This window comes from Pseudomonas sp. NBRC 111124, from assembly GCF_001320245.1.
Lineage (GTDB): Bacteria > Pseudomonadota > Gammaproteobacteria > Pseudomonadales > Pseudomonadaceae > Aquipseudomonas.
Window position 1 is genome coordinate 82,712 of the sequence record NZ_BCBA01000039.1, and the last position, 18,471, is coordinate 101,182.

Annotated in this window: 15 protein-coding genes and 1 riboswitch; of the genes, 11 read left to right on the forward strand and 4 right to left on the reverse strand. The window is 65.3% G+C overall.

Annotated elements, in window-relative coordinates:
* The first annotated feature begins 27 nt into the window (after positions 1 to 27).
* Positions 28 to 231: riboswitch (cobalamin riboswitch) on the forward strand.
* A 108-nt stretch (positions 232 to 339) separates the two neighbouring features.
* The 4 genes from APH28_RS16110 to APH28_RS16125 are packed head-to-tail and all read left to right on the forward strand — an operon-like array spanning position 340 to position 4,509.
* Complete coding sequence (locus APH28_RS16110) at positions 340 to 1,347, forward strand: ABC transporter substrate-binding protein (RefSeq protein WP_060510962.1); 1,008 nt, start codon at positions 340 to 342, stop codon at positions 1,345 to 1,347.
* Positions 1,347 to 2,360, forward strand: a complete 1,014-nt coding sequence (locus APH28_RS16115) for an iron ABC transporter permease (RefSeq protein ID WP_156340898.1) — start codon at positions 1,347 to 1,349, stop codon at positions 2,358 to 2,360. Before APH28_RS16110 ends, APH28_RS16115 begins: the two co-directional genes overlap by 1 nt.
* Positions 2,357 to 3,145 (forward strand): ABC transporter ATP-binding protein, encoded by a 789-nt coding sequence (locus APH28_RS16120; protein ID WP_060510966.1) that lies wholly within the window; start codon positions 2,357 to 2,359, stop codon positions 3,143 to 3,145. The genes APH28_RS16115 and APH28_RS16120 overlap by 4 nt, the downstream gene beginning before the upstream one ends.
* A 17-nt stretch (positions 3,146 to 3,162) precedes the next feature.
* Positions 3,163 to 4,509, forward strand: a complete 1,347-nt coding sequence (locus APH28_RS16125) for an OprD family porin (RefSeq protein ID WP_060510968.1) — start codon at positions 3,163 to 3,165, stop codon at positions 4,507 to 4,509.
* A gap of 14 nt (positions 4,510 to 4,523) precedes the next feature.
* Here the strand turns inward: APH28_RS16125 and APH28_RS16130 are convergent, their stop codons facing one another.
* Positions 4,524 to 5,021, reverse strand: coding sequence for a GNAT family N-acetyltransferase (locus tag APH28_RS16130; protein WP_060510970.1), 498 nt, complete (start codon positions 5,019 to 5,021; stop codon positions 4,524 to 4,526).
* 107 nt (positions 5,022 to 5,128) lie between these two features.
* On the opposite strand from APH28_RS16130, the gene APH28_RS16135 reads away from it, so the two are divergent.
* The 7 genes from APH28_RS16135 to APH28_RS16165 all read left to right on the forward strand — a co-directional run bounded on the left by APH28_RS16135 (position 5,129) and on the right by APH28_RS16165 (position 12,702).
* On the forward strand, positions 5,129 to 5,608 hold the full coding sequence (locus APH28_RS16135) for a hypothetical protein (RefSeq protein WP_060510973.1): 480 nt from the start codon (positions 5,129 to 5,131) through the stop codon (positions 5,606 to 5,608).
* A gap of 68 nt (positions 5,609 to 5,676) precedes the next feature.
* Entirely contained in the window at positions 5,677 to 6,696 is a 1,020-nt protein-coding gene (gene uvsE, locus APH28_RS16140) for a UV DNA damage repair endonuclease UvsE (protein WP_060510975.1), read from the forward strand.
* Between the two features lie 144 nt (positions 6,697 to 6,840).
* On the forward strand, positions 6,841 to 7,617 hold the full coding sequence (locus APH28_RS16145) for a ParA family protein (protein WP_060510977.1): 777 nt from the start codon (positions 6,841 to 6,843) through the stop codon (positions 7,615 to 7,617).
* Positions 7,618 to 7,681: 64 nt separating this feature from the next.
* Positions 7,682 to 8,092, forward strand: a complete 411-nt coding sequence (locus tag APH28_RS16150) for a DUF2946 family protein (RefSeq protein ID WP_060510979.1) — start codon at positions 7,682 to 7,684, stop codon at positions 8,090 to 8,092.
* Between the two features lie 68 nt (positions 8,093 to 8,160).
* Positions 8,161 to 10,311, forward strand: a complete 2,151-nt coding sequence (locus tag APH28_RS16155; protein ID WP_060510980.1) for a TonB-dependent siderophore receptor — start codon at positions 8,161 to 8,163, stop codon at positions 10,309 to 10,311.
* A gap of 155 nt (positions 10,312 to 10,466) precedes the next feature.
* Positions 10,467 to 11,216: a hypothetical protein gene (locus APH28_RS16160; RefSeq protein WP_060511087.1), complete on the forward strand. Its 750-nt coding sequence runs from the start codon at positions 10,467 to 10,469 to the stop codon at positions 11,214 to 11,216.
* A 151-nt stretch (positions 11,217 to 11,367) separates the two neighbouring features.
* Positions 11,368 to 12,702, forward strand: a complete 1,335-nt coding sequence (locus APH28_RS16165; RefSeq protein ID WP_060510982.1) for an MFS transporter — start codon at positions 11,368 to 11,370, stop codon at positions 12,700 to 12,702.
* Between the two features lie 33 nt (positions 12,703 to 12,735).
* Here the strand turns inward: APH28_RS16165 and APH28_RS16170 are convergent, their stop codons facing one another.
* Genes APH28_RS16170 through APH28_RS16180 form a run of 3 tightly spaced genes read right to left on the reverse strand, consistent with a single transcriptional unit; the run spans position 12,736 to position 18,332 of the window.
* On the reverse strand, positions 12,736 to 15,873 hold the full coding sequence (locus APH28_RS16170; RefSeq protein WP_060510984.1) for a CusA/CzcA family heavy metal efflux RND transporter: 3,138 nt from the start codon (positions 15,871 to 15,873) through the stop codon (positions 12,736 to 12,738).
* Between the two features lie 16 nt (positions 15,874 to 15,889).
* Positions 15,890 to 17,086: an efflux RND transporter periplasmic adaptor subunit gene (locus APH28_RS16175; RefSeq protein ID WP_060510986.1), complete on the reverse strand. Its 1,197-nt coding sequence runs from the start codon at positions 17,084 to 17,086 to the stop codon at positions 15,890 to 15,892.
* Positions 17,079 to 18,332: a TolC family protein gene (locus APH28_RS16180; RefSeq protein ID WP_060510988.1), complete on the reverse strand. Its 1,254-nt coding sequence runs from the start codon at positions 18,330 to 18,332 to the stop codon at positions 17,079 to 17,081. Before APH28_RS16180 ends, APH28_RS16175 begins: the two co-directional genes overlap by 8 nt.
* Positions 18,333 to 18,471 lie beyond the last annotated feature (139 nt).

The following is an 18,471-nucleotide window of genomic DNA, read 5'->3' on the forward strand; positions in this document are numbered from 1 at the left end:
TTGAGCTTTTGCCCGGCGGCCCGATGGTCTACCATGCGGCCCGCCGGTTTCCACCACGGAATTAATAGGGAATCCCGGGCCCGCCCAACCAGGCGTGCCAATCGGAACTGCCCCCGCAACTGTAGGTGCCGAGCCTGCTCCATCGATGCCACTGGATCAACTGATCCGGGAAGGCCGGAGCCGGGCCAGGACGCACCAGTCAGGAGACCTGCCGGCCAACATTCACCAACCGGCGGGGTGTCCGGGATGGCCATCTATGTTGCTCCTGCACCCGCGGGGGCTCGGCGATGCCTGTCCGTGCGTTCCTCACCAGAACTGTCCGACAGGAGATCGCTCAGCATGCTGCCCCGCATCGCCACCTTGCTCGCCGGCCTGAGCTTCACCGGCCTGGCCCATGCCGCCACCCACTACCCACTGACCGTCGACAACTGCGGTGCGCCGCAGACCTTCGGCCAGGCACCTGAACGCGCGGTCACCATTGGCCAGGCCGGCACCGAAATGCTCTACGCCCTGGGCCTGGGCGACAAGCTGGCCGGCACCTCGCTGTGGTTCAACAACGTGCTGCCCGAGTACCAGGCGCTGAACGATCAGGTGCCACGCCTGGCCGACAACGAGCCCAGCTTTGAAGCCGTGGTCGGCAAGCGCCCGCAACTGGTGGCGGTGCAGTTCGAGTGGATGGTCGGCGCCCAGGGCGCGGTCGCCACCCGCGAACAGTTCGCTGAGCTGCAGATCCCGACCTACCTGCTGCCCTCGGACTGCGAAGGCAAGGACAACCTGGTGGGCGCCGATGGCACCCGCCTGCAGGCGTTCCAGGTCGAGAGCATCTACAAGAGCGTCAGCCAGCTGGCCGAGATCTTCGACGTGCAGGATCGCGGTGCGGCGCTGAACGCCGACCTCAAAGGCCGGCTGGACAACGCCAGGCAGCAACTGGCAGGCAAGGACCTGGCCAATACCTCGGCACTGTTCTGGTTCTCCAGCGCCGACCTCAAGATCGACCCCTATGTAGCCGGTCGCCAGGGTGTGGCCGACTTCATGCTGCGTACCCTGGGCGTGCGCAACGTGGTCGAGTCCACCGAGGAGTGGCCGACCGTGGGCTGGGAAACCCTGGCCAAGGCCAACCCGACCTGGCTGATCATTGCGCGCATGGACCGCCGTCGCTTCCCCGCCGACGACTACCAGAAAAAGCTCGAATTCCTCCATAACGACCCGGTGACGAAAAACATGGACGCGGTGAAGCACAACCGCATCATCATCCTCGACGCCGACGCCATGCAGGCCGGCATCCGCCTGTTCCGTGGCCTGCAGACCCTGTCCACAGCCTTCGCCAGCGGTAAAGCGGAGCAGTGATGAAGGCCCTGCTCTACGTTACCCTGGCCTTGCTGGCCCTGATCGCGGCCGTGCTGGCCGGCACCGCCATCGGCGAGACCAACCTGTCGCCAAGCGTGGTCGGCCAGGTGCTGGCCAACCACCTGTGGCAGGCCGGTTACCCGGTCGACCCGATCGATGCCGGTATCGTCTGGAACTACCGCCTGACCCGCTCGCTGGTCGCCGCCGCCTGCGGTGCAGGGCTGGCGACCTGCGGCGTGATCCTGCAGGCGCTGCTGCGCAACCCGCTGGCCGAGCCCTACCTGCTGGGGCTATCCGCCGGCGCATCAACCGGCGCGGTGCTGGTCGGCCTGCTGGGCCTGGGCAGCGCAGCCCTGAGCATGTCCGGTGGCGCCTTCATCGGCGCCCTGGCGGCGTTTGCCCTGGTGCTGGTGCTGGCCCGCGCCGCCGGGCCGAGCAGCAACAATGCCCAGGTGATCCTCGCCGGCATTGCCGGCTCGCAACTGTTCAACGCCCTCACCGCCTTTCTTATCACCAAGTCGGCCACTGCCGAGCAGGCGCGCGGCATCCTCTTCTGGCTGCTGGGCAACCTCAGTGGCGTGCGCTGGCCGTCGGTGTGGCTGGCCCTGCCCGTGGCCTTGTTCGGGCTGGTGGTGTGCCTGTGGCACCGCCGCGCGCTGGATGCCTTCACCTTCGGCAGCGACTCGGCGGCCTCGCTGGGGATTGCCGTGCGCCGCACGCAATTGCTGCTGATCAGCTGCGCGGCGGTGGTGACGGCGGTGATGGTCTCGATCGTCGGCGCCATCGGCTTCGTCGGCCTGGTCATCCCGCATGCCTTGCGCCTGCTGCTCGGCCCCGGCCATAGCCGATTGCTGCCCGCCAGCGCGCTGGGCGGCGCCTTGTTCCTGATTGCCGCCGATAGCCTCTCGCGCACCTTGATCCCCGGCCAGGTGATCCCGGTGGGCGTGGTCACGGCGCTGCTCGGCGCGCCGGTCTTTGCCTTGATCCTGGTCAGCCGAAGGGGGCGCCCATGACGGTCATGAACAGCGCACAACGGGTACCCCTCGCGTGCCGAGGCCTGGGCTTGCAACTGTCGGGCAACGCCGTGCTGTGCAACATCGAACTCAGTGTGGTGGACGGTGAGACCTTGGGTATCGTCGGCCCCAACGGCTCCGGCAAATCATCCCTGCTCAAGCTGCTGGCCGGCCTGCGCCAACCGGGTACTGGCAGCGTTCAGCTGCTTGGCGAACCGCTGGCGCGCCTGCCACGTCGGCGTGTCGCCCAGGCCCTGGCGCTGGTCGAGCAGCAAGCCGACACCCTCGATGCAATCAGCGTATTCGATGCCGTCGCCCTTGGCCGCACACCGTGGCTGTCGGCACTGGCGCCGTTCTCCCGGGAAGACCGCGCTGTCGTCGAGCAGGCCCTGGCCGACCTCGACGCTACGCACCTGCGTGAGCGGGCCTGGAGTTCGCTGTCCGGCGGCGAACGCCAGCGTGTGCACATCGCCCGCGCCCTGGCCCAGCGCCCGCAGGTGCTGCTGCTCGACGAGCCGACCAACCACCTCGACATCCAGCACCAGTTGAGCCTGCTGCAACAAGTGCAGGCGCTGTCGGTGACCACGCTGGTGGCCCTGCACGACCTCAACCAGGCGCTGACTTGCGACCGCGTGGCGGTGCTCGACAAGGGCCACCTGGTCGCCCTCGGCAAGCCGCTGGAGGTGCTCACCCCCGAGCGCCTGCTGAACACCTTCGGCGTGCATGCCCACTACCTCACCGACCCCTTCGACGGCGCGCGCATCCTGCGTTTTCGCGCCCCCTGAACGAGGACGTTCCTACCATGTTGTTGCGCCACGCCGCTGTACTCGCCTTGCCATTGGCAACCATCGCCCCGTTCGCCCAGGCAGATTCGGCGCAGTCGCAAAGCAACGGTTTCGTCGAAGACAGCAGCTGGAACATCCTCAACCGTATCGTCTACGACCAGCGCGACTACAAGCACGGCGGGCGCAACAGCGGCGCACGCAACGCCTACAAGCCACGCAGCGAACGCAACGGCCTGGCCGAGGAATGGGCTTACGGCCTGATGGGCACGTTCCAGTCCGGTTTCACCGAGGGTCTGGTCGGCGTCGGTGTCGATGCCCATGCCTATCAGGGCCTACAGCTCGACAGCGGCGGCGGGCGTGCCGGCAAGGCGCGCCTGCTGGGCCTGGACAACGACGGCCATCCGAAGAGCGAATACAGCCGAGGTGGCGCGGCGCTGAAGCTGCGGGTATCCAACACCGTGCTGTCCTGGGGCGAACAGCGGGTGAAGACACCGGTGTTCAGTTCCTCGGACAGCCGCCTGCTGCCCGAAACGGCCAGCGGTTTGTTCCTCTCCAGCGGCGAGATCGACACCCTCAAGCTGGTCGCTGGCCATTTCAACGAAAGCACTGACCGCAACGCCTCCAGCCACGACCAGGGCTTTGTGGTGAACTACTCCGACGGCCGCCAGGGCAACAGCTTCGACCTCGCCGGCCTGGTGTGGAACCCCAGCGCCGACTTCAGTGGCAGCCTGTACACCTCGCGCTACGAAGACACCTGGAACCAGCACTACCTCGGCAGCACCCTCACCCATGCGCTGGACGACCGCCGCAGCCTGAGCCTGGACCTTAACCTGTACCGCACCACCGACACCGGCAAGGCGCTGTCCGGGCGTATCGACAACACAACCTGGAGCCTGGTATCACGCTACAGCCAGGGCCCGCACAGCTTCAGCCTCGGCTGGCAGCAGGTGGAGGGCAACACTCCCTTCGACTACGTCACACGCGGGGCGATCTACATCGCAAACGCCGTGCAGATGTCCGATTTCAATGCGCCCAACGAGAAATCATGGCAGGCGCGCTACGACCTGAACATGGGTGCCTATGGCGTACCGGGTTTGAACCTGACCGCGCTGTATGTACGCGGCTTCGACATCGACGGCACCCACGTCGACCCGAAGGGTGGCTATGCGTACCTGGGTTATGGCGAGGGTGGCAAGCATTGGGAGCGGGACCTGGAGGCGCGCTATGTTGTGCAGAGTGGCAAGGCCAAGGGCACCACGTTCTCGCTGCGGCACAACGTGCACCGGGGTAACACGGCGCAGGCAGAGCTGGACGGGGATCAGATCCGTCTCGCGGTGGAATGGCCGCTGTCAGGCGGTTTCTGAAAGGCTCTGGACCATCAGACCAGCCAGTGCTCCATGTGCGTCGTACGCCAAACCGGGTCGTTTTCCACATCGATCACCGCAAAACCCTGCCGCTCCCAGAAGCGGATTGCACCCGGCAGGAACGGGTGGGTATGCAGGTACAGGCACTCGACCGCAGCGGCACGGGCGTGCTCGCGCAAGGCGGCGAACAATGCCGCCGCCAGGCCATGACGGCGGTACTCGGGCAACACGAACAGGCGCACCACCTCGACCACGCGCCTGCCGTGGTAGTCGAGCTGGGCAAAGCGGTGATCGTAGGGCAGATAGCCGATCCCTGCGATCAACCGGCCTTGGTCGCGGGCTTCGAGGAATTGGCCTTCCCCCTCCAGGTAAGTCTGCGCGAAATGGGCGAGGTCCTTGGGCAGCGGCGAATCGGCCAGCATCGGGAACAGCCTGCGGCGAGCGCTGTCGATGAAGGCCACCACTTCACTGACACTGTCGTGGCTGGGTGGTTGGACGGTCCAGTGGGGCATGGGCTTCAAAACCTGATCAGAGCGAGCGGTTTTCTACCGCAAGGACTGCTGGCTGGCAACCGACACCGCTATAATCCACCTTTGCAATACGCGCTCAAGGCCACCCCATGCCCCGCATCCAGACGTTGCTGCTTCCCCTGCTGTTGACTGCCGCCCTCGCCGCCTGCGACCAGAAGCCCACCCGCGAAGAGCAGATCCTGGCCAACTTGCCGCTGCAGGAAGCCTACGACCACAACATCGAGCGCATGGCCGCACTGCTCACCCGCACCCACCCGCAGCTGGATGCCGCCACCATCAGCAACGTCCTGCGCAAGCACCTCACCGTCGAGGACCAGCGCCAGGACCTGTACAAGCTCTACAGCGAGAAGCACTTCAGCGACGCCGAATTCGCCACCATCGTCGCCGCCACCCACGACCCGGCCAAGGCCAAGGCGTTGGAGGAGACCGAGGAAGGCAAGCGCTTGAGCGACAAGCTCACCGGCCTGATGCGTGAGACTGCGCGCGACGAAAAGGTCCAGGCCTTGGCTGAGCAGCGCATGCAGCAGGTCGAGGATGAGCTTGAGACGCTGGAAAAACCGGGCTCGTGAACAGGCTGAAACTGATCGTTCTGTAATGCCCAAGGGTCCAACGAACATTGCTCACCTGGAGACCGACTATGCCCCGCCTTGGCTTCGCCTGCATGTACCGCCACCCACACCGCAGCCTGTCGGTAAAAGCGCTGGAGGCCATCGAACGCACCTTCAACCCCCGTACAACGACCCTGCGCTGGCTGTCCGGCGCCAGCGTTGAAGCGGCCCGGGCCAAGCTGCTGGAGTTGGTGCAACACAACCTCGACGCCCAATTGCGCCTGCTGGCCTACGTCAGTGAGTTGCCGTCGATGCTGCGCATGGTGCGCCTGAGCAGCGACCTGCTGCCGCTGTACAGCCACCCCAGCGTGGCACCGCTTTACCGCGACACCGAGTTCCAGGCCCTGATGGTCGAAGGCTTCGCTGCCATCGGCACGCTGGCCCGCGCTCAGGATCTGCGCCTGTCATTCCACCCCGGCCAATACTGTGTGCTCGGATCGGACCGCCCCGAGGTGGTGGAAAACAGCTTGGCCGAGTTCGAATACCATGCCGACATGATCCGCATGATGGGCTTCGGCCAGCGCTTTCAGGACTTCAAATGCAATGTGCATATCGCCGGGCGCCTCGGCGCAGAGGGCGTGCGCCAGGTGTGGCCAAGGCTGTCGCAGGTGGCACGCAACGTGATCACCTTCGAGAACGACGAGAAAACCTACGGTGTCGACGACTGCCTGGCACTGGCCGACCTTGCGCCCGTAGTGCTGGACATCCACCACTGCTGGATCCACGAGGGTGACTACATCGACCCGCACGACCCGCGTGTAGCGCGGATCATCGAGAGCTGGCGCGGCGTGCGGCCGACCATGCACTACTCGCAACCACCCGAACACCTGCAGGCACTCGGCTTTTCGGCAGACCAGAAAATGACCATCGCGCAGTTGATGGAGAAGGTTAACAAACGCGACCTCTATGCGCACAGCGCGCAGATGTGGAACGACTGGACCAACCGCTACGCCCTGCAGTTCGTCGACCGTTTCGACATCATGTTCGAGGCCAAGGACAAGAACCTGGCGACCCTGGATTTCTACCAGCGCTACATCGAGCGGGCTTGATTGCAAGATCAGCGCAATAGACCGCTTGCGGTTCGAAATAGATGAACTTAACTATTGCTTCAAGAATTGTCATAAATCTGTCGTGTTTCAGTCATAGGATTGACCCCAACCTGACATTTTTCTCTCTTCATGGATGAGCGTCTCATGCGTCGTGTGGTTTTCAATCAGAAAGGTGGCGTCGGCAAATCAAGCATCGCCTGCAACCTCGCCGCAGCCAGCGCCGCCGAAGGCTATCGCACGCTGCTGGTCGACCTCGATCCCCAGGCCAATGCCACCTACTACCTCACCGGGCTGACCGACGACGCCATCCCCGCCGGCATCGCCGACTTCTTCCGCCAGACCCTGTCGCCAGCCACCGCCTCCGGCAAGAAGCACCGCGTGGCGATCACCGAAACCCGCTACGACAACCTGCACCTGGTGACCGCCAGCCCCGACCTCAGCGACCTGCAGAGCAAGCTGGAGAGCAAGTTCAAGATCAACAAGCTGCGCAAGTTGCTGGTAGAGCTGGGCGAGGACTACGAGCGGATCTACATCGACACTCCGCCTGCGCTGAACTTCTACACCTTCAGCGCCCTGGTGGCCGCCGAACGCCTGCTGATCCCGTTCGACTGTGACAGCTTCTCGCGCCAGGCGCTGCTCAGCGTCATGGCCGAGGTCGAGGAACTGCGCCAGGACCATAACCCGGCGCTGCAGGTCGAAGGCGTGGTCGTCAACCAGTTCGCTGGGCGCACCGCGCTGCACCAGACCCTGGTCGATCAATTGCGCAGCGAGGGCCTGCCGGTGCTGCCGGTGTACCTCAGCAGCTCGATCAAGATGCGCGAGTCGCACCAGGTGTCGGTACCGCTGGTGCACATGGCGCCACGCCACAAGCTGGCGCAGGAATTCGTCGAACTGCTGGACGTGCTCGAACGCGCCGCCTGAACTGCGACAACCTGCCACGGCCGGGCACTACCCTGCCGTTCGTCGGGGTGATAGATTCGCCGCCATGAAAATCACCCGGCACACTCGCACGCTGACTGCCTGGACGCTCTATGCCAGCGTCCTGTTCAGCCTGTTGCTGTGCGGCCTGCATCACGGTCAGATGGGTGGCCTGCGCCTGGCCGGCCTGCAAGGTGGTTTCTGCTCGATCAACAGCGAGCACGGCGTGGCCATCGACCTCGACGGTGCCGGTGGCGACCAGCACATGGCCCAGGTCGACTGCCCGGTGTGCTCCTCGTTCGGCCTGGCCGTGCCGCTCGCCAGCGGTGGCTGGTCGTTCAGCCCGGCACAAGTCACTGCCACCTCGCCCATCGTCGTGCGCAGCTGGGCGCAACCGCCGCCCCGTTATCAACGCCCTGCCCTTACCCCCCGCGCGCCCCCTGCCGTCTTCCCCGCAGCCGTTACTCAAATCGCCTGACTTCAGCCGGGCGCGCTTGCCTGCGCGCTCGCCGTCAGCCATGACCTTTGCGTGGAAGACCCAACAACATGCTTCGCAATACCTCCCTGGTGCTCCTCTTGGGCACCTGCACCTTCGCCTGGGCGGACGATGCCGCCGTCGAACTCAGCGCCACCACCATCGATGGCGAACGCGATGCGCCTTCCGGTGTGCAACTGGACGAGCCGATCAGTACCGGCTCGCGGCTTGGCCTTACGGCGCGCGAAACGCCGGCGTCGGTGAGCGTCTCGGACCGGCGCATCATCGAAGCCCGTGGCGCCAAGGACAGCCAGGACGTGATCAACGCCATGACCGGCGTCAACGCGTCGGCCAACCCGGGCTACGGCGGTTTCGTCAGCTACCGCGGCTTCACCCAGAACCAGGTGACCCAGCTCTACAACGGCATCAACCTCGGCTACAGCAGTGCCACCCGGCCAGTGGACGCCTGGGGGTTGGACCGCGTCGAGCTGCTCGGCGGGCCGTCCTCCTTCCTGCATGGCGCAGGTGCCGTGGGCGGCTCGATCAACTACATCAGCAAGACCGCCACCCGCGATCAGCAGACCTTCGATGGCCGCGTGCGCTACGGCAGTTACGACGACTCGGAGCTGGCCATCGGCATCAACCAGGCCCTGGCCAGCAACCCGGCCGATGCCCGTCACTTCATGCGCCTGGACTTCAGCCACACCGATGGCAATGGCTACATCGACCGCAACCAGCGCAAGACCGACAGCCTGGCGTTTTCCGTGCTCAGCGACCTGACGCCCAACCTGACCCACACCCTGGCCCTGGAGTATCAGGAGGACCGCGAACGCAGCCCATACTGGGGCGCGCCGATCCTGCCGGGCCGCAGCACCATGAAGATCGACAACAGCCGCCGCTTCGAGAACTACAACGTCGCCGATGGCCGGTATGAGCAGCGAGTGCGCTGGCTGCGTTCGCTGCTCGACTACCAGCTCAGCGACAGCACCAGCGTGCACAACACCCTCTACCACTACAGCGCCCAGCGCGATTACCGCAACGTCGAGCGCTACAGCTACACCCGCGACGGCAACGTGCAGCGCGCCAGCCCCTACCTGCAGCGCCACGAGCAAAGCGTGCTGGGCGACCGCATCGAACTGCGCCACGACAACTCGCTGTTCGGCCTGGCCAGCCAATGGTCGCTGGGCCTGGACTACTCGCACATGCGCCAGAGCGTGTACCCGACCGCCGGGAGCTGGACCGACGTGGTCGACCCGGACCACTTCGATCCCGGTAGTTTCTACGACATCCCCGGGGTGAACGCCGGGCTGACCAAGCAGCGCCGGCATGTCACCAGCAACCGCGCCGTATTCGCCGAGAACCGCCTGCAACTGACCGATCGCCTGGCCCTGCTCACGGCCCTGCGTTACGACTACCTGGACATGGAGGTAACTAACTACGGCGCAGTGACACCCACTTCACCGGCGTACTTCGAGCGGCGCTGGGAACCGCTGTCCGGGCGCATCGGCCTGACCTACGAACTGACGCCGTCAGCCAGCCTCTACGCCCAGTACAGCACCGCCGCCGACCTGCCGGCCGGTTCGCTGGCGGCAGCCACCTACGCCAACGTCGGTACCTTCGACCTGTCCAAGGGCGAGCAATGGGAAGTGGGCAGCAAGTTCGACTTCCTCGAAGGGCGCGGCGCGGCAACCGTGGCCCTGTACCAGATCGTGCGCAAGGATTTTGCCGTGCGCGATTCGAGCAACCCCAACCTGACGGTCCAGGCCGGACAGCAGACCTCGCGCGGGGTCGAGTTGTCCGGGCGGCTGCAGGTCACGCCGAAGCTGGTGGCCGAGGGCAACTACGCCTATGTCGACGCGCAGTACGATGCGTTCAACGAAGCAGTCAACGGCGTATCGGTGTCGCGCAAGGGCAATGCCCCGGTCAACGTACCGGCCAATGTCGCCAACCTGTGGCTGACCTACAGCCTCACTTCGGCCTGGTCGGCGGGGGTGGATGCGCGCTATGTCGGCTCGGTGTACGCGGACAACGCCAACACCCTCAAAGCGCCGGCCTATACCTTGTTCGGCACCTTTGCCCGCTTTCGGCTGGATGAACACACCACCATCACCGGGCGGGTGCGCAACCTGACCGATGAGGTGTATGCCAAGCAGGCCTATGGGCTGCAGTACTACATGGGGGCGCCACGGACCTTCGAGGTGGCGGTGGATATGCGCTTCTGATGCCACAGTATGTGCCGGCCACCACACCGGCACATACTTTGGGAAGTTTCCCACAGCCCCAAAAGCCACTTTCTTCGTCCACTCTCATTGATAATGTGCACCCTCCTCCACGCCAGCCCATGAAGCGCTGGCTCAAGCACCTGCAAGGACGTTCCGTGTTCAAATTGATATCCCCCGCGCTTCTCACCGCTGCCTTGGTCGCCTTGGCAGGTTGCCAGAGCAAACCAGCGCCACCCAAGGTCCCGAAGACCTTCATTCACGACATGCAGCAAGCCCTCAGCTCCAGTATCGCCAGCGCAAACACCGGCGAGCAGGTCGGCGTTGTCAGGCTGCGGGTCACCTTGAACAGGCACTCCGCACCCATCGCTTGCAAAGCCCTCAGGGCTCCCCCCCGCCACGACCTGTTGCTGCCTGCCGACATACCACGCTCGGACTTCAAGACACTGGCCAGCTTGGTAGAGGCGCAATGCTGGGTGACCATCTACCCTATCGTGCCCGACGCCCTGTATGACGAAAACAACACCGTGGAGATCGTCGCGCCGCTGGTCGTGAATCTGACGACCGCCGCCCAGGCGTCTGGCAGTGTGCGCGGGGTGGCGAACGCACAGCGCGAGTACCTGTGGCAGCATCTGTTGCGCGATGAACCGGTGACCAGCGTTGGCAACGCAGCGGTGTACTACCAGGCCAATGCCCAGGGTAAGGTCGAAGGTTGCCTGGTGCAGCTCTATCAACATCCCCTGCGGCCGGATGACTTCCGCCTTGATGGCGACTTACAGGCTCGACTCACCCATCGCTGCATGGCGCTCGACCTGAGCCTCATGCCAGGCTTTTCGCCAGATATGCATGGCGTGGCCAACGGCTCCAGCAAAATGGAATACGCACCTTGGCGGGTGGGCCGACCATAGCGCCAGTGGCGGTGGAAACAGATATCCCGATGTCGCCCTTAACGAAGCAGCCTGCGGCGCTACTCGGTCTACTGGCCCTGATAACAACGATGGCGCGCCCTGAGCGCGCCACATTCATTCAGGCTGCCTATGGAAACCGGAGAGCTTCCGTATGTCTGCATCGCATGAGGTATCCCCCGCCACCCTGCGCAGGGTCATCGCCGCCTCGGCCATTGGCAACTTCGTCGAGTGGTTCGACTTCGCCGTCTATGGCTTCCTCGCCACACTGATCGCCAGCCAGTTCTTCGCCAGCGAAGATGCCAGCGTCGCCCTGCTCAAGACCTTCGCCGTGTTCGCCGTGGCCTTCGCCTTGCGTCCGCTCGGCGGCATCGTGTTCGGCGCGCTCGGCGACCGCCTGGGGCGCAAGCGCATCCTGTCGCTGACCATCCTGCTGATGGCCGGCTCCACTACCTTGATCGGCCTGCTGCCGACCTACGCCAGCATCGGCCTGGCTGCGCCGGTGCTGCTGACCCTGGCGCGCTGCCTGCAGGGCTTCTCTGCCGGTGGCGAATACGCCGGTGCCTGTGCCTACCTGATGGAGCATGCGCCGCACAACAGGCGTGCCTTCTACGGCAGCTTCGTGCCGGTGTCGACTTTCTCCGCGTTTGCCTGTGCGGCGGTGATCGCCTATGGCCTGGAGACCAGCCTGTCGGCCGAGGCCATGAGCGCCTGGGGCTGGCGCATCCCGTTCCTCGTGGCCGCGCCGCTGGGGCTGGTAGGTTTGTACCTGCGCTGGCGCATGGAGGAAACCCCGGCGTTCCGCGACGCTGTTGCCCAGGGCAAGGAACATGAACATTCGCCGCTCAAGGAAACCCTGCGCAACCACGGCCGGGCGATCCGTAACCTGGGCATGTTCATCTCGCTCACGGCGCTGTCGTTCTACATGTTCACCACCTACTTCGCCACCTACCTGCAACTGGTCGGCAACCTGACCCGCGCCCAGTCGCTGCTGGTGACCACCGTGGCATTGCTGTTCGCGGCCGTCGGCTGCCCGCTGGCCGGGGCCTTTTCGGACCGGGTCGGGCGGCGCAAGACCATCGGCTTTACCTGCCTGTGGGTGATGGTCTGCGTATTCCCTGCCTACTGGCTGGCCAGTTCCGGCTCGATGTCGGGCGCGCTGCTGGGGGTGATCCTGCTGGCGGTGGGGGCGCTGAGCAGTGGTGTGGTGACGGCCGCGTTGCTATCGGAAAGCTTCCCGACCCGTACCCGCTATACCGCTTCGGCGATCACCTACAACGTGGCCTATACGCTGTTTGGCGGTACCGCGCCGCTGGTGGCGACCTGGCTGATCGGGCAGACCGGCAGCAGCCTGGCGCCGGCGTTCTACCTGGTGGTGATTGCGCTGGTGGCGCTGGTGGGTGGGTTGGCGTTGCCGGAGACATCGCGGATCTCGTTGCATGATGAAGTCGGAAATGATGTGACCCCTCAAATCCGCACTTCCGCCTGAGACACTTGGGGCCGCTTTGCGGCCCCGGTGACCTCAATCCTCTTCGCGTCTATAGGCCCACTGATACAGCGCCGGCAACACCAGCAAGGTAAGCGCCGTAGAAGACAGGATCCCGCCAATCACCACCGTCGCCAGCGGCCGCTGCACTTCCGCCCCAGTGCCGGTAGCCAAGGCCATCGGGATGAACCCAAGCGATGCCACCAGCGCAGTCATCAGCACCGGCCGCAAGCGCGTCAACGCCCCCTCCTCGACCGCCGCGCGCAAACCGCGCCCCTCCTCACGCAGGTTGCGGATGAAGGCGATCATCACCAGGCCATTGAGCACCGCCACCCCCGACAAGGCGATGAAGCCCACCCCTGCAGAAATCGACAGCGGAATATCCCGCAACCACAACGCCAGCACCCCGCCGGTCAAGGCAAACGGAATGCCGGTGAACACCAGCAGGCCGTCCTTGAGGTTGTTGAACATCATCAGCAGCAAGGCCATCACCAATAGCAGTGCCACCGGCACTACCACCTGCAGGCGCTCGGCCGCCGACTGCAACTGCTCGAACTGGCCACCCCAGCGGGTCCAGTAACCCGGCGGGATCTGCACCTGTTCAAGTAACGTCTGCTCGGCCTGCTCGACGAACGAACCCAGGTCCCGCCCGCGCACATTGGCGCTGACCACCACCACGCGCTTGCCATCCTCGCGGCTGACCTGGTTTGGCCCCAGTTGCAGTTTCAGCGTGGCCACCTGTGACAGCGGGATGAAGCCGATCTGTGCCGCACCGGCTGCCGCACTGGGAGGAACCGGAATCAGCAGGCCGCCCAGGCCATCGACATCGGTACGCAGGGCCTCGGCGAGGCGCACCACCATGTCAAAGCGGCGATCGCCCTCGTATAACGTGCCCGCCGAGCGCCCGCCGACGGCAATGGCGATGGCGTCCTGCACGTCGCCCACATTCAGGCCATGGCGGGCGGCCTTGTCGCGGTCAATATCGATGGTCAGCACCGGCAGGCCGGTGGTTTGCTCGACCTTCACTTCCGAGGCGCCCGGCACTTGCTGCAGGCTGCTGGCGATTTGCGCGGCGGTGCGATTGAGCACGTCCATGTCATCACCGAACACCTTCACTGCCACATCGCTGCGCACACCGGAAATCAGTTCGTTGAAGCGCAACTGGATGGGTTGCGACAGCTCGTAGTTGCTGCCCGGCACGCTGGCTGCAGCACGCTGGACCTCGGCTATCAGTTCCTCGCGGGGCTTGCCAGGGTCGGCCCACTGCTCGCGCGGGCGCAGCATCACGTAGGCATCGGAGATGTTCGGCGGCATCGGGTCGGAGGCGATCTCGGCGGTGCCGGTGCGGGCGAAGACCCGCTCCACTTCCGGCACCTGGGCGATGATCGCCTGCTCCAGGCGCTGCTGCATGTCCACCGACTGCGACAGGCTGGTGCCTGGCACACGCAGCGCCTGCAAGGCGAAGTCGCCTTCGCTGAGGCTGGGGATGAACTCGCTGCCCATGCGGCTGGCCATGGCCCCGGACAGCAGCACCAGCCCGGCGGCGGCGGTAAACGCCAGCTTGCGCCGGCCCAGCACCCACTCGAGCACAGGCGCATAGCGCTGGCGAGCGGTGCACATGACCACGCCCTCTTCCTCCTTGACCTTGCCGGTGACGAACAGCGCGATGGCCGCCGGCACGAAGGTCACCGAAAGGATCATCGCGCCCAGCAGTGCCATCACCACAGTGAAGGCCATCGGGTGGAACATCTTGCCCTCGACCCCGGTCAGGGCAAAGATCGGCAAGTACACCACCATGATGATCAACTGCCCGTAGATCAGCGGCCGGCGCGCCTCGCGGGCGGCGGCGAACACCTCGTGGAAGCGTTCGGCACGGGTCAGCATGCGGCCGTGGCGCTGTTGGGCATGGGCCAGGCGGCGGATGGCGTTTTCGACGATCACCACCGCGCCATCGACGATGATGCCGAAGTCCAGGGCGCCGAGGCTCATCAGGTTGGCGCTGACCTTGTTGCTGAACATGCCGGTGAAGGTGAACAGCATCGACAACGGGATGACCATGGCCGTGATCAGCGCGGCGCGGATATTGCCGAGGAACAGAAACAGCACGGCAATCACCAGAATCGCGCCTTCGACCAGGTTCTTCTTCACCGTGGCAATGGCTTTTTCCACCAGGTTGGTGCGGTCGTAGACCGTGACCGCGACCACGCCCTTGGGCAGGTTGCGGTTGATCTCGGCGAGCTTGGCCGCCACCGCCTGGGACACCGTACGGCTGTTCTCGCCGATCAGCATGAACACCGTGCCCAGTACCACTTCACGGCCGTTTTCGGTGGCCGCGCCGGAACGCAGCTCTTCGCCCAGGCCGACCTGGGCGACATGGCTGACGCGGATCGGCGTGCCATCGACGCTGGAGATGACGATGTTGGCGATATCCTCGGTCGAGGCCACCTGCCCCGGTGCACGGATCAGCAGCTGCTCGCCGTTGCGCTCGATGTAGCCGGCACCGACGTTGGCGTTGTTGCGCTCCAGCGCCACGATCAGGTCGTTGAGGGTAAGCTTGTAGGCCGCCAGGCGCTTGGGCTCCGGGGCAATCAGGTATTGCTTGGCGTGGCCGCCGATGCTGTTGACCTCGGCGACACCGCGCACGTTGCGCAGCTGCGGCTTGATGATCCAGTCCTGGATTACCCGCAGGTCGGTCGCCGTGTAGGGTGTACCGTCGTCCTTGAGCGCACCCTGCTCGGCCTCCACGGTCCACAGGAAGATTTCGCCCAGGCCCGTGGAGATTGGGCCCATACCCGCCTCGATGCCTTCGGGCAGCTGCTCGCGGGCTACCTGCAAGCGCTCGTTGACCAGTTGCCGGGCGAAGAAGAGATCGGTGCCATCATCGAAAATCACTGTCACCTGCGACAGCCCCGAGCGCGACAGCGAACGGGTCTGCTTGAGGCCCGGCAGGCCGGCCATGGCCGTCTCGATGGCGAAGGTGATGCGCTGTTCGGTCTCCAGTGGCGAATAGCCCGGCGCGGCGGTGTTGATCTGCACCTGGACGTTGGTGATATCAGGCACCGCATCGATCGGCAGCTTCTGGTAGCTGTGGATGCCCACGGCGGCCATCAGCACCACGCCGAGCATCACTACGAGGCGCTGCTCGATGGCAAATTGGATCAGGCGTTCGAACATGCAAGCGTCCCCGCGATCAATGGCTGTGCTCGGCAGAAGCCTTGCCGAGCTCGGACTTGAGGACAAAGCTGCCAGCGGCAGCCACCTGGGTGCCGGCCGCCAGGCCTGCGGTGATCTCTACCTGGCCAGCATCGCGGCGGCCGGTCTTGACCGGGCGAGCCTCGAAACCTTCGTCGGTGCGGGCGAACACCACCGTCTGCTCCTCCCAGTTCTGCAAAGCGCTCTCGGGCACCACCACGGCGGCATTGAAGCGCTCGACATTGACCGCGACGCTGACAAACAGCCCGGGGCGCCACGCACCGTTGGGGTTGGCCAAGGTGGCGCGTACGGTGGCGGCGCGGTTCTGCTCACCGAGCAGGCTGCCGACGTAGTTGATCTTGCCTTCAACTTCGGCGCCCAGGTCCGGCGCGCTGACGGTCACGCTGCGCCCGGTGGTAACACGGACCAGGTCACGCGGTGCGACAGCGAAAGTGGCCCAGACCCGGCTGAGGTCGGACAGGGTAAAGGCATTGCTGGTCTCGTCGACCACTTCGCCCACGGTCAGGTGTTTTTCCACCACCACGGCATCGAACGGGGCGCGTAATTCGTAGCGGTTACCGGCACCTGCCGGGCCCACAGCGGCCACTTTCTGCCGGGCATTGGCCAGGGCGATCTCGGCCTCTTGCAAGGCCTGGCGCGCCTGCAGGTAATCCTGCTCAGCGCTGATACGTTCCTGCCACAGTTGCTGCTCGCGCTGGAAGGTCAGGCGCGCCAGCTCAAGTCGACGCTGGGCGGCCTGCTGTTCGCTGCGCAGGTCGGAAATCTGCTGGCTGGCGATCACCGCCAACACCTGGCCGCGTTTGACCGCCTGGCCAAGCTCGGCCTGCACCGCCTCGACCACCCCCGGCACCCGCGGCACTACATGGGCCGTGCGATCTTCGTCGAAACGGATCTCGCCGGGGAAACTGATGGCGGTGCCCAGTTCACGCGGGGCGGCGGCGGCAAGCTGGATGCCCGCCGACTCGATCTGGGCGACCGAAAGGTGCAGTGCGCCTTCCTTTTCCTGATGCTGTTCGCCGGCCTCTTCATCGTGGCCGTGGCTGTCTTCGCCATGGTCGTCATGGCGTGTCTCGCTTTTATTGGCCTGGCCAAGGTTGCCGGTCCAGGCCAGGCCACCCATGCCGAGGGCGCCAATGGCAACGGCCAGCAGCGCGAGTTTGCGGGGGTTAGTCATTGTTGCTCCTGCTGCTCGAATGTTTGCTCACACCCTCCAGGTCGCCGTAGATCCGCTCGACCTGTGCCCGTGCATCCGTTGCTGAGGCCAGAGCCTCGAGATACAGCCCGCGTGCATCGATCAAGGTGCGCTGGGCATCGAGCACGTCGAGGAAGGCGAACTTGCCCATCTCGAAGCCTCGGGTGGCGGTGTCCACGGCCTGCTGCGCCGACGGCAGGATGGTGCGGTCGTAGGCCTGCACCTCCTGCATTGCCGTGCGCCACTGATCGACGGCGCTGCGGGTTTCGCTGCGCAGGCGCAGTTCGACCGCGTTGCGCAGATCACGGGCCTGGTCGGCGCGGCGTGCGGCGGCCAGGACGTTGCCCTGGTTGCGGTCGAACAACGGCAAGGGCATCGACAAGCCGACCACGTTGACCCGTTCGCGGTCTTCGCGGCTGTACTGGCTGCCGACGCTCACGGTGAGGTTGGGAATACGCAGGGCCTTTTCCGCGCCCAGCGACGCTTCGCCGCGCTCGACCTGAGCGGCTGCCAGGCGCCATTCGACGGTCTGTTCGACCTGGTTGAGCAAAGTGTCGGCTGAAGGGGCCTGGCCGGGTGACAGGTTGCTCGTGGGCAGCTGGTCGAAGGCCGCCAGCGGGCTACCGGTCAACCGCGCCAGCGCCTGGTAGGCCACCGTGCGCTGGGTGGCGGCGCGACGCTGCTCGGCCTGGGCCTGGGCCAGCTGCACCTGGGCGCGGGTGGCTTCCACCGGCGATGACTGGCCGGCGCTGACCCGGCCCTGTACCACCCGCAAGCCGCGTTCGGTCAGCGTCTGCGACTGCTGCGCCAGTTCCACGGCTGTCTGTGCGCGCAGGGCAGCGTGATACGCCTGGACTACATCCGCGCGCAGACCATTGCGCTGGCGCTCGAGGTCCAGCTGGGCAATCGCCTGGCCGACGCCAGCAAGCGCGATGCGCGAACCGCGCTTGCCGCCCAGCTCCAGTGGCTGGCTGAGGGTCACGGTACTGGTGCTGGTATCGCGGCGGGTGTCTTCCATTTCCCAGGCCAGTTCCGGGTTGGGGATCAACCCGGCCTGGCGCCGCTCGCCTTCGGCGATGCCGATTTCGCGACCGGCTGCGGCCAAATCAGGGTTGTTGGCAAACGCGGCGCTCAGCGCCTCGGGCAGGCTCATGCCTTGCCCGGCCTGAGCGCTGGCGGTAGCCGCCAGCAACAGGCTGAGCAAGGCGATCTTGCGGGGGGTGGGCACTTCGGGCGTCCTCGTCGGCGTGCGTTGGCGAGGAACTGTAAGGAGGGGCTGTTATCGGGGTGGTGGCGTGAAAATTACAATTCTGTAATCGGCCTGCGGCGTAAACAAGTCCGATAATCGCCCACTTTGCCCCCCTGCG

Bases quoted from the DNA above. Each gene is read 5' to 3' on its own strand.
- APH28_RS16150 (WP_060510979.1), top strand. From the start codon at position 7,682: ATGAAAATCACCCGGCACACTCGCACGCTGACTGCCTGGACGCTCTAT.
- APH28_RS16175 (WP_060510986.1), bottom strand. From the start codon at position 17,086: ATGACTAACCCCCGCAAACTCGCGCTGCTGGCCGTTGCCATTGGCGCC.
- APH28_RS16125 (WP_060510968.1), top strand. From the start codon at position 3,163: ATGTTGTTGCGCCACGCCGCTGTACTCGCCTTGCCATTGGCAACCATC.
- APH28_RS16130 (WP_060510970.1), bottom strand. From the start codon at position 5,021: ATGCCCCACTGGACCGTCCAACCACCCAGCCACGACAGTGTCAGTGAA.
- APH28_RS16110 (WP_060510962.1), top strand. From the start codon at position 340: ATGCTGCCCCGCATCGCCACCTTGCTCGCCGGCCTGAGCTTCACCGGC.
- APH28_RS16135 (WP_060510973.1), top strand. From the start codon at position 5,129: ATGCCCCGCATCCAGACGTTGCTGCTTCCCCTGCTGTTGACTGCCGCC.
- APH28_RS16170 (WP_060510984.1), bottom strand. From the start codon at position 15,873: ATGTTCGAACGCCTGATCCAATTTGCCATCGAGCAGCGCCTCGTAGTG.
- APH28_RS16120 (WP_060510966.1), top strand. From the start codon at position 2,357: ATGACGGTCATGAACAGCGCACAACGGGTACCCCTCGCGTGCCGAGGC.
- APH28_RS16145 (WP_060510977.1), top strand. From the start codon at position 6,841: ATGCGTCGTGTGGTTTTCAATCAGAAAGGTGGCGTCGGCAAATCAAGC.
- uvsE (WP_060510975.1), top strand. From the start codon at position 5,677: ATGCCCCGCCTTGGCTTCGCCTGCATGTACCGCCACCCACACCGCAGC.
- APH28_RS16155 (WP_060510980.1), top strand. From the start codon at position 8,161: ATGCTTCGCAATACCTCCCTGGTGCTCCTCTTGGGCACCTGCACCTTC.
- APH28_RS16165 (WP_060510982.1), top strand. From the start codon at position 11,368: ATGTCTGCATCGCATGAGGTATCCCCCGCCACCCTGCGCAGGGTCATC.
- APH28_RS16115 (WP_156340898.1), top strand. From the start codon at position 1,347: ATGAAGGCCCTGCTCTACGTTACCCTGGCCTTGCTGGCCCTGATCGCG.